A 13,567-nucleotide genomic window follows, 5' to 3' on the forward strand; every position below is an offset into this window, starting at 1 on the left:
CGTTTTCTATATAAAAGAGAGGTGAAAGCATTTGCGGATTTTACATACGGCTGACTGGCATCTTGGAAAAACGCTTGAAGGAAGAAGCAGGCTGAGTGAACAGGCCGATGTGCTGGATGAAATGAATACGATTGTAAAGGATGAGCAGATCGATGCCATTGTAATGGCGGGGGATGCATTTGACACCGTAAACCCGCCAGCTTTAGCCGAGCAGCTGTTTTATGAAAGCCTGTCTGCGCTTAGCGACAGAGGAAAGCGCCCGATCGTCGTCATTGCCGGAAACCACGATAATCCTGACCGTTTGTCCGCCGCTTCACCGCTGACACATGAAAACGGCATTCATTTAATCGGTTATCCGACAACAGAGCCGATTCATATTGAAGTGCCTTCAGCAGGAGAGCTTTTGGCGGTTGGAGCACTGGCGTACCCATCTGAAGCGCGGTTAAATGAAGTGCTATCCGATACGTTTGATGAAAAGCTGCTCCGTGATCACTATGATGTGAAAATCAGGCAGGCGTTTGAGCATATGACAAGCCGGTTCCGGAACGATGCAGTGAAGATTGCCGCCAGCCATATTTATGTGGCAGGCGGAAACCAAACCGATTCAGAGCGGCCGATTGAAGTCGGCGGTGCATACACGGTGGCTGCTGAAAGCCTGCCGGCAGATGCCGCTTACGTTGCGCTCGGCCATTTGCATCGCCCGCAAACGATCAAGCGGGCGCGGACGCTTGCGCGTTATTCAGGATCTCCGCTCGCCTACAGCTTTTCTGAAGCGGGCTACGCTAAATCAGTGACGATTGTGGACGCAAAGCCTGGGGAAGAGGCCACTTGGCAAGAGGTGTTATTATCAAGCGGCAAGCCACTTGTGAAGTGGAAAGCGGCAAATGGATTGAGTGAGGTATATAGCTGGCTGGATGAAGGCAGAGATCAGAATGCTTGGATTGACCTGGAAATCCGTGTCGCGGACCAGCTGTCACTTGAAGAGATTCACAGGCTGCGGAAGGCGCACCCGGGCTTTATCCATATCAGGCCGGTTTTTGAAGAACAGAACAAAGACCGGGAACGGATCGAGGTTAAACATGTCTCAATCGAGGACCGCTTTAAGAAATTTTATGAAAAACAAACTGGCGGTGCGATGCCGGATGAAGAAATGGTGAAGCTGTTTTTAGAGCTTGCATCAGGCGTTGAAGAGGAGGATGCGAAATGAAGCCGATCGCTTTAAGCATTAAGGGGCTCCATAGCTTTAGAGAGGAGCAGACGATAGATTTTGAAGGCCTTTCCGGTGCCGGTGTTTTCGGCATTTTCGGCCCGACAGGAAGCGGTAAATCCTCTATTCTCGACGCAATGACGCTTGCTTTATACGGAAAGGTGGAACGGGCGGCAAATAATACGCACGGAATTTTAAACCACGCCGAAGATACGCTGTCTGTTTCCTTTACCTTTGCGCTTCAGTCGAATCATCAAATCTCATACAAAGTCGAGCGTGTGTTTAAGAGAACGGATGAAATGAAGGTGAAAACGGCACTTTGCCGCTTTATCGAAATCAAGGATGAGCATACGGTGCTGGCTGATAAAGCCAACGAAGTGAATAAAAGAGTTGAGGAGCTCTTAGGGCTGACGATCGACGATTTTACGAGAGCGGTGGTGCTGCCCCAAGGGAAATTTGCTGAATTTCTGTCTTTAAAAGGGGCAGAGCGCAGGCATATGCTTCAGCGTTTATTTAATTTGGAGCAATATGGAGACAGGCTTGTGAAAAAGCTGAGACGGCAGGCGCAGGAAGCCAATGCGAGAAAAAATGAAATGCTTGCTGAACAGTCCGGTCTCGGTGAGGCGAGCTCAGAGGCAGTTGAGCAGGCTGAAAAGGCTCTCGAACAAGCTGAAGCCCGGCTGGAAGCGATGAGGAAGAACCGTAATCAGGCGAAGGAGCGGTTTACAGAGCATCAGGAGATATGGAATGTCCAAAAGGAAAAATCCGCTTATGAAGAAGAGGAAAAACGTCTCGCAGAAGAACAGCCGCATATAGACAGTATGCAAAAACGCCTGCTGGAAGCAGAAACAGCAGCAGCCCTTAAGCCCTATGCGGACCGGTACGCAGAAGCGATCCAGCATGAGGAGCAAGCTGAAAAGGAACAAACGGTAGCCCAAAAGGATTTAGCAGACCGGACAGCTTTCTTTCAGCAAAAACATGAAGAGTATGAAGCGTGGCGCCAGCATAAAAGCGAGAAAGAGCCTGAGCTTTTAACCAAACAGGAACAGCTTTCACGCTTGCAGGAAATCGAAATCAAACTGAGTGAGGCCAAGCAAGAGGAAGAGCGCAAAAAGGCTGACCTTCGGCAGAAAGAAGAGGCTCTTCAATCTGTCATGAATGAATTAGAGACCGTAACAGACCGCCTGACACGAGGGCAAAACAGACAGACAGAATTGAAACAGCAGCTCAAATCCCTGCAGGTGACATCCGATGAGCGAAAAAGCTGCCAGCAGGCCGCAGAAATGGCATTGCGCATCAGACAAACCGAGGAACAAATCAAAAAAGAGAAAAAACGAAGTGACGAATTGAACCTCGTGCTTCAGAAGATAAATGAAGAGAAGAATACACTCGTTCAAAAGACGGAAGCAGAAGAAAACAACATCATTCAGGCATATGAGGCAGTTCAAACTGTGTACCATTTGGTGTGCGAAACGGAACGCTCATTAACACGTATGACGGAAGAGACTAGAAAGAGTCAACACACGCTTCATTTACAGCGTGAAAAAGCAAGGGTGGCACTGCTGACAAAAGAGTTAGCCCAAAAGCTGACTGCCGGAAAGCCTTGCCCGGTATGCGGTTCAACCGATCATGATCCATCTGCCTCAGTACATGAAACATATGAAGCCGACAGCCATCTTGAAGAGGACATCAAACGGACAGATGTGTTATTGACGGAAGCTGCTGCTCTCAGCCAGGAGATTCTTTCAGCCAAAATTACGCTTGAAGAACAGTCCGCGCGCTTTATTGAACAGTGCCCGTTTTTGCAGACAATTCAAGCGCAGAACCTTGAAGCGGCAGCTTCCTTCGAAAATCAGCCGGTGTATGAAGCATTTGAAACTGCCAAATTTGAATGGAAACGAATCAAGCAGGACATTCTTTCTGTTAAGACACGAATGGCACAAATGATTGGCGCCTATCAGGAGTCTTTAAAAAAGGCCGAGCAGCTTAATGAAAAAATCGGTTTTGAAAAAAGAGAAGCTGACCGTATTGAAAGCATCATCACCGAGCTTCAATCCTCAATGGACGGCAGTCTGAACATGTTTAAAGAAGCATTTCAGAATCAATCTGTGGACGAAGCAGAAAAATGGCAGCAAGCCATTGAAGAAAAGGACCGGGCTGCAGAAGAATGTGAAAAACGAATTGAGAAGAGTATCGCGTTTCTTGCTGAGCATGAAGCACAAAAGGAAAAACTGCGGGAATCTGGACACCGGCTTGAACGGGAAAAGCTGGAGCTTCATTATGCGGCTGAACGCATCAAGAGCGTGATAGCTGATTATGAGCACGAACTCGGAGATTATGCAAAAGGAGATTCGATTCAAATCAAACTCCGCTCTGTCCAGCAGGATCTAAAGCTGTTAAAGGAAAAAGAACAATTTTTATATGAAGAACTGCAAAGCGCCCAAATGAAGCTCAACCAGGCGAAAAGCCGCGCTTCTGCAAGCGAGCTCACTCTTCAAGAGGCGAAGGGCAGATTGGAAAAAGCAAAAGCTACTTGGCTTGAGCATACAAAAAACACCTCCATTACCCGGACTGAGGAGGTTGAACAAAGTCTCATCCCAGCTGATGAACTTGAAAAGATGAAAACCGGCATAGACCAGTTTATGGATAAACTGAAGCAAAATGCTGCAAACTTAAAACGAGTAGCAGAGATACTTGCCGGCAGAGCATTATCAGAGAGCGAATGGAACGAAACCGTTGCAGCATTACAAGAAGCTGAGGACGCATTTGGCATTGCTATAGAGGAAAAAGGCGCGGCAGCAAAAGCACTGGCTGTCATTCGCGACCATCATAAACGGTTTAATGAAATTGAAGCTGAACTGAAAAAATGGCAGACGCATATCGACAGGCTGGACAAGCTGCAAGCTGTGTTTAAAGGCAATACCTTCGTCGAATTTTTAGCTGAGGAGCAGCTTGAAAGCGTTGCGAGGGACGCCTCAGCAAGACTCAGTATGCTGACAAGACAGCGCTATGCCATCGAAGTAGATTCAGAAGGCGGCTTCGTGATGCGGGATGACGCGAATGGAGGCGTAAGACGCCCGGTTTCCAGTTTGTCTGGAGGAGAGACCTTCCTCACCTCGCTTTCACTTGCTCTTGCGCTGTCTGCGCAGATCCAGCTTCGCGGGGAATACCCGCTTCAGTTCTTTTTCTTAGATGAAGGCTTCGGCACACTGGATCAAGATCTGCTTGATACGGTTGTAACGGCCTTGGAAAAACTTCAGTCAGACAATCTGGCTGTCGGTGTCATCAGCCATGTGCAGGAACTGCGTGCACGGCTTCCGAAAAAGCTGATCGTCCATCCAGCTGAACCGAGCGGCCGCGGTACGCGGGTATCACTTGAGTTGATGTAAGGGAGGAGCGGATATGGCAAAGCAGACTGCCGGAATATGTGAGCTGTGCGGCCGGAGCAATGTCCAGCTGACAGAGCATCATCTCACACCGAAAGAGGAAGGCGGAACGTTTTTGCCGACAGCGATGCTCTGTATTCCTTGTCATAAACAGATTCATGCCTTATATTCCAATCAAGAGCTCGCTGTACGTTTAAACGGAATGGCTGAACTCAGAAGCGATCCAGAGCTTGCCCGATTTGTCAAATGGATCAGAAAACAGCCGCCTGAGAAGCTGATCAAAACAAAGAAATCAAATGAACGAAAAAAGAAAAAATGACTAAAAAGCAGCCCTCTCTTTGCAGAGCGGCTGCTTTTATCCGTTTCCAACCATATCCTGATCGTTGACATCGGGGTCTATATAATTTGTCGCGTTGACTGCGTTATTTAATAGAAGGAAATCTCCCGTGTTTCCTGCTCCCGAACCGAGCGCAGATTTTGAAGAGCTTTTCGGAGAAAGGTAAAAGGAATCACCAAAGTTTACGACTCCGCCCGATATGGAATTGATAGCTATAGGCCCGACAATTGCTGGCATAAACGACACCCTTTATCGAAGTCTCTGTTTATTATATGTTCTTGGCGGGCGATTGTGAGCGCGGAGACTGAATCTGTCTGATATGTTTGATTCTCGCATCACCGCGGATAAGCGAAGCTGAACCAGCATGTAAAACAGAAGAGGCGGACACCCCTTGAATTTTGATGCTGCGAACATAAATAGCCGGCACCTCGTGGCAAAATGCGCTTTGTACACCTGTTTCGGGAATCGGCTTCACTGCCTGCTGCTGAAAGATCTGATACTCCTTTTTGTTAAATGAGCCTTCATTATGGTAAAACGTGGACCGAGAACGCTGAACAGCAAATACTTTTACACTCATATCGATTTCATTTGTGTCGCCAACTTGAAACACACTTGCGATCCCGAGGGAATTAAACTTAACTAGTCTGATGCGTGATATGCGTTTAAGCATTATTCTGGCGCAATCGGAGCAAACGGCCCGATGATAAGAGATTCAGGCGGTGTATCAAAAATAGAAGACAGGTAGATGGATTCAGTGTCTCCGATGTGGAAAACGGAGGAACTGGACACACCGTTCATCCGGATGTCCCCGACTTCCAAGCTGCGGTTGATGACTGTAAAGATCATGCTTGCTCATCTCCTTTCATTTCTGATGGAATATGCTCCAGAAAGTGTTCTACAGCGCGGATGACATCACGCTTCACATGCTCAGCGATATGTTCTGCATATTGTGCAGGCGATGTATTTTCTTCTTTTTTGATATGGGACATATAATAGTGAATCCGGCTATCCATTTGTTTTCTGATGTCTTCAATGACATGATGTCTGTTTGTATCGTCAAGTCTGCTGTCATATTGGTTTTCAAGCTGTTCCAAAATATCTGGGATTTCCTCGGTTAAGTACATGTCGACATTCTGCCGGATCTGCTGCATGAGCTGAGCGCTCTGTTCCTGCTGCATCATCCCGATTTGCGGTGTCGACTGGCTGACTTCAAAGTTTTGGACGCTGTTCGGGTCAGTCGGATTTAAGCCGATATTCAAAGTTCCGTCGAGCCTTTCGATTTTCAGCTGATCAAATTTATACTCCACACGCTCAATGGTAGTGGCCGGCCGCTGTTTCATCGTATTCATTTCAGTTTGAATCTCTTTCAGCTGACGTTCGAGCTGCTGAATGTGAATCGCCTGCTGCTGAACGAAGGAATTCAAGTTTTGCAGGTAAGAGGAAACAGATTGATCATACATGTTCTTCACCTCTTTCATATGATTAACGGCCAGGAGGCTGGAGCGGGACCAATGAACCTGTGTCGGGCTCCTGCAGCTGGAGCGGTTGCCCTGAGCCAGAAACTTCTGGTGCCGGTTCTACATAACTCCCTGTATTATACAAATTTGACAGAGACTTGATTGATCCGGCGCTCCCGATTTGCAGAATGGAGGAGTTGCTGATTGATTCCAGCCGGAGATAGTTGATTTGAATGGTTTGATTAATATAGAAGTTCATGAGCCTCACTCCTTTTACGCATTGGCCACGATCGGCTGATCAACCGCATCATTGTCATACACATTCGTCGCGTTTTGATAATTCATCACCTTGAGGCTGTCGCCGGTATTAAAGCTGCCAGCACCGGCAAACGTTCTGACCTGAGCCTGAGGAGAAATCGTAATGCAGTCCCCGATGTGAACGACTCCGCTCGTACCAATCGCATTAATTTTAAACGCTCCGACAATGGCCGGCATACGAGCACATCCTTTGTTGAAAAATTAAAAAAAGACAGGTAAAGTGAAATGACAATTCTGATTTCAATTGGGCTATTCACGATAGCTTATGACAAACGCACATATGTGTGAGAGAAATTTAAAGGGGACATATCGGCTCTTGATGAAAGCGTTTTATTTTTTCGGGCCGTTATGTTTAAACATGGCAAAAGAGGATGTTGGGTATAAATTGAGCGGAAATGCGGCGAAGGATGCCGCTATCCGCCTATGGTGATTTTTGTTTATTTCTTTGGTGTTTTTGCGTGTAGAATGCTTTTTGGAGTATGTCGTGCTGCGGTATTCGATTTTTGGGCGGGCACATTCTCGCCCTGAGGTATATCCCAGAAGTGCTGAGCAAAAAGCGGAGTTACATGTGGTGTATTCTAATCGTTATAGAAAATGATTTACATACGGGAGTTTTCAAGATATCTCCCAAAAATCATTTCTTCTTTAATCCGGGTATTCAGCAGGATATCCAGCTCTTGGCTGCATTGAATCGTTTCTTTTGAATTCATGCCGTATTTTTGTGCGGTTTCAATTAGTGTGATCCTCATTTCTTCAATTTTACTGTTCATTACGCTATCTCCAATTCTAGATTTTATTTTGATATAAATACAGGATATCGTTAGTATAACCTATTTTGGCTCAAAAGGTTGCCTTTCGTCAATTTGACTAAAAAAGCGACAATTTTTGCTGCGGCCTTTTTTAATGGAGAAAGGACTAAAGTCTTGCTAAGTGTGCTTGCAAAAAGTCCTGCCGTTCCTCCATTTCTCTAAGTATGTTGGTCTGCTCCTTTTCGATTTGAAAGGGGCTTTTTTTGATAAAAGGATCATCAGCAGCACTTTGACAAATGTCAAGGTACCATTCGTTGATGAGAGGAGATAATCGTTCAATAGTAAACGACCGCTTCAGCACGTTTTTCATTAAGGTGTGATATTGCGACCGGAAGGCGGTAATGGATAGAAGCCTTGAGGAAAGCGTCTTTCCTTTTGCCAGAAGCGGGTCTTCTTCATACCATTCTTGTACGGCAAGCGATCTTGTCTCCATCGGGGAAACGTAAAGCCGACCGGATTCGTTTAAACAAAATGTGTAGTAAAAGCCTTGATTGGTGCAGGCGTTGCCGATCAGCCACAAAAAAAACAGCTTGACATCCAGATACAATTTAATCCTTTCAGCCAATTCGTCATCTCCAGCTGTGCGGATCAGTATGAAAAATTCATGTAAGAATGCCGAGGAATCATTGTTAAAAAGGGACAACGGAACCCTTGGATCGGCCGTCTTTGCTCCGTAACTCGTTTTACCGGCTGGCTGATGGTTCTTGATGTTCAAATAAATGCCTTCAGGCTGGCCATTGATTGTCAGAAAGCTGTACGAGGCAGCGGGAGCAGGTACGCCGATCTGGTCAAAAAAACAATAGGCGAGTCTGCGCCGCATCAGGGACGGATCATCCTGTTCTGCATTCAAAAAAAGTGTCCTTTCACCAAGCAGAGACTTTTCCCAGCTGATTTCATAGGATGCCTTTTCCGCTCTGTCACGCTGTGTGAGAAGAATGGGAGAAACAGATCGATCTGTTACGAAAAGCCCCTTGGCAGTACCTTTCCTTTTCAGCTGCTCCCGATGAAAAAATAAATGCACGCGTTCCATATTCTTTCCTCCTTCTCAAAACGACATTTGTATGATATGTAGAGCAAGCCCGTCCTGAAACGAAATGAAAACGGAATTGAGAAAAAGGGATTTCAGCATTCGACAGAGAATACATGAAGGAGCATTCTGATTTAAAAGATGATGGAGGAATAACATGAAATTTGCGACAGGGGAACTTTACAACCGAATGTTTGTCGGCCTGATCATTGACGATGAGAAAATTATGGATTTGCAAAAGGCTGAAAAAAAACTGTTTGAACTTGAGACGATTCCGGGATCGCTGATTGAATGTATCGCAGAAGGGGATAAATTCGTTGCGCATGCAAGGCAGCTGGCCGAGTGGGCAAAGAAACCGAATGATGAGCTGGGATCATTTATGTATTCATTATCTGAGGTGAAGCTCCATGCACCCATTCCGAAGCCATCAAAAAATATCATCTGCATCGGCAAAAACTACCGGGATCACGCGATTGAAATGGGAAGCGAGGCTGATATTCCGGAGCATCCGATGGTATTTACAAAATCGCCGATAACGGTTACAGGGCATGGTGATATCGTAAAGAGCCATGAAGAGGTTACCTCTCAGCTTGATTATGAGGGAGAACTTGCTGTCGTGATCGGAAAAAGCGGGACCCGCATTTCAAAAGAAGATGCATATGACCATGTTTTCGGATATACGATTGTGAATGATATCACGGCGCGTGATCTGCAAAAAAGGCATAAGCAGTTTTTTATCGGAAAAAGCTTGGATACGACATGTCCGATGGGGCCCGTGCTTGTACATAAATCATCTATTCAGGAGCCAGAGCGCCTCAAGGTTGAAACTAGAGTCAACGGCGAGCTGCGCCAATCCGGTTCGGCAAGCGATATGATCTTTTCCATTCCGGAATTAATTGAAACCCTCTCAAAGGGGATGACGCTTGAAGCGGGCGACATCATTGCCACCGGTACGCCGTCTGGTGTCGGCAAGGGGTTTACGCCTCCAAAATTCTTGCGGTCAGGTGACAAAATTGATATTACAATTGACCCGATCGGAACGCTGTCAAACCAAATTGGCTGAATAAAACTGGAGGGCGGACCCGGACCCGCCCGTTTTTTCTGATAATCATCTTTGTGGCAGAGGACAAGTTCATGGTACTATAAGTGGGGTAATTTATCTGATAGGGGGAACATGTATGACACACCTACATATTACGACATGGGTGGTAGCGCTGATTCTGCTTTTCGTCAGCTACTCGCTGTATTCGTCAGGAAGTGCAAAGGGCGCAAAAATCACTCATATGATTCTGCGGTTATTCTATATCCTTATTATTTTGACAGGAGCTGAGCTGTTTGTCCGTTTCGCCAACTGGAACGGAGAATACGCCGGCAAAATGATTCTGGGCATTATCACCATCGGCCTGATGGAAATGCTCCTCATCCGCAAGAAAAAAGAAAAATCAACAGGAGGCCTGTGGGTCGGCTTCGTCATTGTCCTTTTGCTGACAGTGCTGCTCGGTCTGCATTTGCCAATTGGTTTTCAATTGTTTTAATAGAAAAACCTATGAACCCGGCTCTTTGATAGAGTTGGGTTTTTTTATATTTATCCCCTCATATTCCAAATCATTTAAAATAACCTTAAAATTCCCTGTAAGCGGTATCTCGTCCTATGAAATTATGATACCTTCAAGGAGATTCATTATTTTGCAGGAGGGATAACATGAAACGCAGAAAATTCAGCTCGGTTGTGGCGGCAGTGCTTATTTTTGCACTGATTTTCAGCCTTTTTTCTCCGGGAACCAAAGCTGCAGCGGCCGGCGCGATCGATCAGGCGGCTGCTCTGGAAAACGGCAAAGAGCAGACAGGCGCCATGAAGGAGCCGGAACAGGTGAAATGGTACAAAGTGACCCCGGGAGCAACGGATATTCAGAAAAACTCACATATGGCACTGACCGTAAAGAGTGATTCAGTACTGAATGTATCTGTATATCCAAGTAAGGAAAAAGCGCTTAAAGATGAAACGTTTGAGATGTACCGTTCTTTCACAGCGGAGGATGGAAAAAGCGAAGTCATTTTTCCATACGCGTGGAGCGGCCCTTACTATGTAAAAGTTGAATACCTCGGAGAAGAAGAACCAGAGGACGGCGGAACGGCAGAAGCAGCTGCAGAAGCCAAGTATACGATTGGGTATAAAGGCACCAAAAAACAGCCGTCAGATTTAGAAGAGGAAGAAGCTTGTCCGGTTGAAATGAGTGTCGATCAGAAGAAATCAGGAAAAGGCATCCTGGATAAGCTGAGAGCGATTCGTGATGAGCAGCTGAGCCAAACAGCAGAAGGCAAAGAACTGACAAGCCTTTATTACAAAGCAGCACCGTTTATCGTTGCAAAGCTCGCACTCAATAAAACAGCAAGAAATGAAATCTATCAGGATCTTGTGACATTAAAGCCGTTATTTGACGATGTGTCAGAAAACGGAGCATCATCTTCGTATAAGATCACTGAAAAGGATCAGAAAGCGATCAACCGGCTATATGATAAAGCTTTACAATCAGTCCCGTCATTCCTTAAAGAGGAGATAAAGAAACAAGCGGACCGACTAAATATGAAGCAGCTGCAAGGCAAAACAGCAGGAGCCATTTTAACAGAAAACAATATTGCAGCAAAAAGTGAAGTTCAGACAACAAAGGTTATTTTCAAGGTGAAGGACAATAAAAGCCTCTCATCCGTACATAATGAAATGAAGGGCTTTTCTGCAAGCGCGCAATCGAAAAAAGACATTTCTAATGTGAAAAAGGCAAAGAAACTGTTTGACAATCTATATTCATTTGAACTTCCGAAAGATGAGAAACAGAACGGCGCATATACGGCAAGCGCCAAAAGGGTCAAAAGCGCTGCTGCGACACTATCCAAGATGTCCAATGTAGAGTTTGCGGAACCCGTACAGGAATACAAAAGCCTGGCAAACGATATTCAGTACCCTTATCAATGGCCGCTTAAAAACAACGGTGAAAACGGCGGTGTCAAAAACGCGGATGTGAAATATGAGCCTGCCAACACATTGCTGTCCAAACGCAAGCTTAACGATACACTCATTGCAGTAGTAGACACAGGCGTAGACAGCACGCTTGCTGATTTAAAAGGAAAAGTAAGAACAGATCTCGGACACAATTTTGTCGGACGAAATAACAATGCAATGGATGATCAGGGGCATGGGACGCATGTCGCAGGCATTATTGCGGCCCAAAGCGATAACGGCTATTCAATGACAGGATTGAATGCCAAAGCAAAAATCATCCCTGTAAAAGTGCTTGATTCCGCAGGTTCCGGAGATACTGAACAAATTGCTCTCGGCATCAAATATGCTGCTGACAAAGGAGCAAAGGTGATTAATTTAAGTTTAGGCGGAGGCTACAGCCGCGTGCTTGAATTTGCTTTGAAGTACGCAGCTGACAAAAATGTCTTGATTGCCGCAGCCAGCGGGAATGATGGAGAAAATGCCTTATCTTATCCTGCATCTTCTAAATATGTGATGTCGGTCGGCGCAACGAACCGCATGGATATGACCGCTGATTTCTCTAACTATGGAAAAGGTCTGGACATCTCTGCTCCAGGGTCGGATATCCCGAGCTTAGTGCCGAACGGAAATGTCACGTACATGAGCGGAACGTCTATGGCGACGCCGTATGCTGCCGCTGCTGCAGGATTGCTGTTTGCTCAAAATCCTAAACTGAAAAGAACAGAAGTTGAGGATATGTTGAAAAAGACGGCAGATGATATTTCCTTTGAAAGTGTCGATGGCGGAAAAGAAGAGTTGTATGACGATTATGGCGATCCGATTGAAATTCCGAAGACACCTGGTGTAGACTGGCATTCAGGCTACGGGCGGCTGAATGTCATGAAGGCTGTCAGCGCAGCTGATTTACAACTTAAGGTCAACAAGCTGGAAAGCACTCAAACAGCTGTCAGAGGAAACGCGAAGGAAGGCACACTTATCGAGGTGATGAACGGCAAAAAGAAACTCGGCAGCGCCAAAGCCGGAAAAGACAATGCGTTCAAGGTTAATATCGCGACTCAAAAACAGGATCAAGTACTGTATGTGAAAGCAACAAAAGGCGATGCGAAAACATCGTATAAAGTTGTCGTCGTCAAAGGAAAACCTTCCGGCACACCGAAAGTAAACGCGGTGAAAACGAAGGATACGGCAGTAAAAGGGAAGGCAAACAGCAAAGCGATGATCAGAGTGAAAAACAAATCAAAGAAAGTCATTGCTTCTGCCAAAGCTGACGCAAAAGGAACGTTTTCGGTGAAAATCAAAAAACAAAAAGCCGGAACGGTGCTGTACGTCACGGCTGCGGATACAGATAAAAAAGAAAGCAAGGAAGCAAAAGTTGTTGTTGAAAAGTAACCAAAAAGCGGTGCTCGATGCACCGCTTTTTTATTTGCGCCCCCGTTGGACTGCTGAATACATAATGGATCGCTTTCCGTTTGAAGCCGTCCATTCAAAACGGTCTCCTGTCCCTTCGCTGCTGTAGTGATGCTGCATCGCGCATTGTGCGGTGTCATTTGAAAAGTGATAAAAGGACACACCCTGCCCCGCCGAAGTATTCGAAAAGACTCCTTTATTATAAGAAAAGACGCAATCGAATACCGATAAGCCGAAGCTGTGCAAGTGCTGTAGAAATGCGAGAAAGGTTTCGTCGTCAAGCGAATCCAAAAGCGCCATGAGCGGCCGCTTGACTGATTTCTCATAGCGGATGCGTTCTCCGCCGGAAAGGGAGATGTTTTCTGCCCCGCATGCCAAAACCAACTTGTCCTGAAAGCCGGCTTGTTCCCACTTTCCTTTATGATGGATCCAGATTGGGCTGTGTTGGAGACTGTCCGCCAGCAGTATATCGCCTTCACCGTTTTCGATTAAGCAGATGCCGTCTTCAATGAGGATGGTGCCGTATTCCCACTTTCGTTCCTCTGTATATAACAATTGTTTCCGTTTCATCCATGCTGTCTCCTTTTTCTTCATTCCTCTCTTTTCTTTCCAATTCAAGCC

General features: G+C 46.0%; 15 protein-coding genes. 6 read left to right on the forward strand and 9 right to left on the reverse strand.

Annotated elements, in window-relative coordinates; all coding sequences use genetic code 11:
- Nucleotides 1-31: 31 nt before the first annotated feature.
- From sbcD to hlpB, 3 genes are read left to right on the forward strand one after another with little or no spacing between them, the layout of a single operon-like run.
- On the forward strand, nucleotides 32-1,207 hold the full coding sequence (sbcD, locus tag AC0OMU_RS02395) for an exonuclease subunit SbcD (protein WP_047182392.1): 1,176 nt from the start codon (nucleotides 32-34) through the stop codon (nucleotides 1,205-1,207).
- Nucleotides 1,204-4,596 (forward strand): exonuclease subunit SbcC, encoded by a 3,393-nt coding sequence (gene sbcC / locus AC0OMU_RS02400; RefSeq protein WP_474240878.1) that lies wholly within the window; start codon nucleotides 1,204-1,206, stop codon nucleotides 4,594-4,596. The genes sbcD and sbcC overlap by 4 nt, the downstream gene beginning before the upstream one ends.
- A 13-nt stretch (nucleotides 4,597-4,609) precedes the next feature.
- A complete protein-coding gene (gene hlpB / locus AC0OMU_RS02405; RefSeq protein WP_063335012.1) occupies nucleotides 4,610-4,912 on the forward strand; it encodes an HNH nuclease-like protein HlpB in 303 nt (100 codons plus the stop codon).
- A gap of 36 nt (nucleotides 4,913-4,948) precedes the next feature.
- Here the strand turns inward: hlpB and AC0OMU_RS02410 are convergent, their stop codons facing one another.
- The 8 genes from AC0OMU_RS02410 to AC0OMU_RS02445 form a co-directional block, all read right to left on the reverse strand.
- Nucleotides 4,949-5,167: a spore germination protein gene (locus tag AC0OMU_RS02410; protein WP_003233096.1), complete on the reverse strand. Its 219-nt coding sequence runs from the start codon at nucleotides 5,165-5,167 to the stop codon at nucleotides 4,949-4,951.
- Nucleotides 5,168-5,198: 31 nt separating this feature from the next.
- Nucleotides 5,199-5,600, reverse strand: coding sequence for a spore germination protein GerPE (locus AC0OMU_RS02415; RefSeq protein ID WP_046340225.1), 402 nt, complete (start codon nucleotides 5,598-5,600; stop codon nucleotides 5,199-5,201).
- Nucleotides 5,600-5,776, reverse strand: coding sequence for a spore germination protein GerPD (gerPD, locus tag AC0OMU_RS02420; RefSeq protein ID WP_014476380.1), 177 nt, complete (start codon nucleotides 5,774-5,776; stop codon nucleotides 5,600-5,602). The genes AC0OMU_RS02415 and gerPD overlap by 1 nt, the downstream gene beginning before the upstream one ends.
- Nucleotides 5,773-6,390, reverse strand: a complete 618-nt coding sequence (gerPC, locus tag AC0OMU_RS02425; RefSeq protein ID WP_181218775.1) for a spore germination protein GerPC — start codon at nucleotides 6,388-6,390, stop codon at nucleotides 5,773-5,775. The genes gerPD and gerPC overlap by 4 nt, the downstream gene beginning before the upstream one ends.
- 22 nt (nucleotides 6,391-6,412) lie before the next feature.
- The gene (gene gerPB, locus AC0OMU_RS02430; RefSeq protein ID WP_003233090.1) at nucleotides 6,413-6,646 is read right to left on the reverse strand and encodes a spore germination protein GerPB; all 234 of its coding nucleotides are present in this window, start codon (nucleotides 6,644-6,646) and stop codon (nucleotides 6,413-6,415) included.
- Nucleotides 6,647-6,660: 14 nt separating this feature from the next.
- Entirely contained in the window at nucleotides 6,661-6,882 is a 222-nt protein-coding gene (locus tag AC0OMU_RS02435; RefSeq protein WP_003233088.1) for a spore germination protein, read from the reverse strand.
- 422 nt (nucleotides 6,883-7,304) lie between these two features.
- Nucleotides 7,305-7,475 (reverse strand): aspartyl-phosphate phosphatase YisI, encoded by a 171-nt coding sequence (gene yisI / locus AC0OMU_RS02440; RefSeq protein WP_003233086.1) that lies wholly within the window; start codon nucleotides 7,473-7,475, stop codon nucleotides 7,305-7,307.
- Between the two features lie 145 nt (nucleotides 7,476-7,620).
- Nucleotides 7,621-8,544 carry a CotH kinase family protein gene (locus tag AC0OMU_RS02445; protein ID WP_322840018.1) on the reverse strand — a complete coding sequence of 308 codons (924 nt, stop codon included), beginning with the start codon at nucleotides 8,542-8,544 and terminating at the stop codon, nucleotides 7,621-7,623.
- A 154-nt stretch (nucleotides 8,545-8,698) separates the two neighbouring features.
- Here AC0OMU_RS02445 and AC0OMU_RS02450 point away from each other — a divergent pair, with 154 nt between their 5' ends.
- The 3 genes from AC0OMU_RS02450 (at nucleotide 8,699) to wprA (ending at nucleotide 12,928) form a co-directional block, all read left to right on the forward strand.
- Nucleotides 8,699-9,604 carry a fumarylacetoacetate hydrolase family protein gene (locus AC0OMU_RS02450; RefSeq protein ID WP_015383297.1) on the forward strand — a complete coding sequence of 302 codons (906 nt, stop codon included), beginning with the start codon at nucleotides 8,699-8,701 and terminating at the stop codon, nucleotides 9,602-9,604.
- A 115-nt stretch (nucleotides 9,605-9,719) separates the two neighbouring features.
- Nucleotides 9,720-10,076 carry a YisL family protein gene (locus AC0OMU_RS02455; RefSeq protein ID WP_003244937.1) on the forward strand — a complete coding sequence of 119 codons (357 nt, stop codon included), beginning with the start codon at nucleotides 9,720-9,722 and terminating at the stop codon, nucleotides 10,074-10,076.
- Nucleotides 10,077-10,243: 167 nt separating this feature from the next.
- On the forward strand, nucleotides 10,244-12,928 hold the full coding sequence (wprA, locus tag AC0OMU_RS02460) for a cell wall-associated protease WprA (protein WP_474240879.1): 2,685 nt from the start codon (nucleotides 10,244-10,246) through the stop codon (nucleotides 12,926-12,928).
- Between the two features lie 30 nt (nucleotides 12,929-12,958).
- Here wprA and AC0OMU_RS02465 read toward each other — a convergent pair whose 3' ends face one another.
- Complete coding sequence (locus tag AC0OMU_RS02465; RefSeq protein ID WP_072692655.1) at nucleotides 12,959-13,540, reverse strand: DUF2777 domain-containing protein; 582 nt, start codon at nucleotides 13,538-13,540, stop codon at nucleotides 12,959-12,961.
- Nucleotides 13,541-13,567 lie beyond the last annotated feature (27 nt).

The sequence above is a fragment of the Bacillus sp. FAU18 genome (assembly GCF_056033885.1).

What these genes read in the sequence shown, in the direction of transcription:
- hlpB (WP_063335012.1), top strand. Translation starts at nt 4,610, where the DNA reads ATGGCAAAGCAGACTGCCGGAATATGTGAGCTGTGCGGCCGGAGCAAT.
- gerPB (WP_003233090.1), bottom strand. Translation starts at nt 6,646, where the DNA reads ATGAACTTCTATATTAATCAAACCATTCAAATCAACTATCTCCGGCTG.
- wprA (WP_474240879.1), top strand. Translation starts at nt 10,244, where the DNA reads ATGAAACGCAGAAAATTCAGCTCGGTTGTGGCGGCAGTGCTTATTTTT.
- gerPC (WP_181218775.1), bottom strand. Translation starts at nt 6,390, where the DNA reads ATGTATGATCAATCTGTTTCCTCTTACCTGCAAAACTTGAATTCCTTC.
- yisI (WP_003233086.1), bottom strand. Translation starts at nt 7,475, where the DNA reads ATGAACAGTAAAATTGAAGAAATGAGGATCACACTAATTGAAACCGCA.
- sbcC (WP_474240878.1), top strand. Translation starts at nt 1,204, where the DNA reads ATGAAGCCGATCGCTTTAAGCATTAAGGGGCTCCATAGCTTTAGAGAG.
- AC0OMU_RS02445 (WP_322840018.1), bottom strand. Translation starts at nt 8,544, where the DNA reads ATGGAACGCGTGCATTTATTTTTTCATCGGGAGCAGCTGAAAAGGAAA.
- AC0OMU_RS02455 (WP_003244937.1), top strand. Translation starts at nt 9,720, where the DNA reads ATGACACACCTACATATTACGACATGGGTGGTAGCGCTGATTCTGCTT.
- AC0OMU_RS02410 (WP_003233096.1), bottom strand. Translation starts at nt 5,167, where the DNA reads ATGCCAGCAATTGTCGGGCCTATAGCTATCAATTCCATATCGGGCGGA.
- AC0OMU_RS02465 (WP_072692655.1), bottom strand. Translation starts at nt 13,540, where the DNA reads ATGAAGAAAAAGGAGACAGCATGGATGAAACGGAAACAATTGTTATAT.
- AC0OMU_RS02450 (WP_015383297.1), top strand. Translation starts at nt 8,699, where the DNA reads ATGAAATTTGCGACAGGGGAACTTTACAACCGAATGTTTGTCGGCCTG.
- gerPD (WP_014476380.1), bottom strand. Translation starts at nt 5,776, where the DNA reads ATGATCTTTACAGTCATCAACCGCAGCTTGGAAGTCGGGGACATCCGG.
- AC0OMU_RS02415 (WP_046340225.1), bottom strand. Translation starts at nt 5,600, where the DNA reads ATGCTTAAACGCATATCACGCATCAGACTAGTTAAGTTTAATTCCCTC.
- AC0OMU_RS02435 (WP_003233088.1), bottom strand. Translation starts at nt 6,882, where the DNA reads ATGCCGGCCATTGTCGGAGCGTTTAAAATTAATGCGATTGGTACGAGC.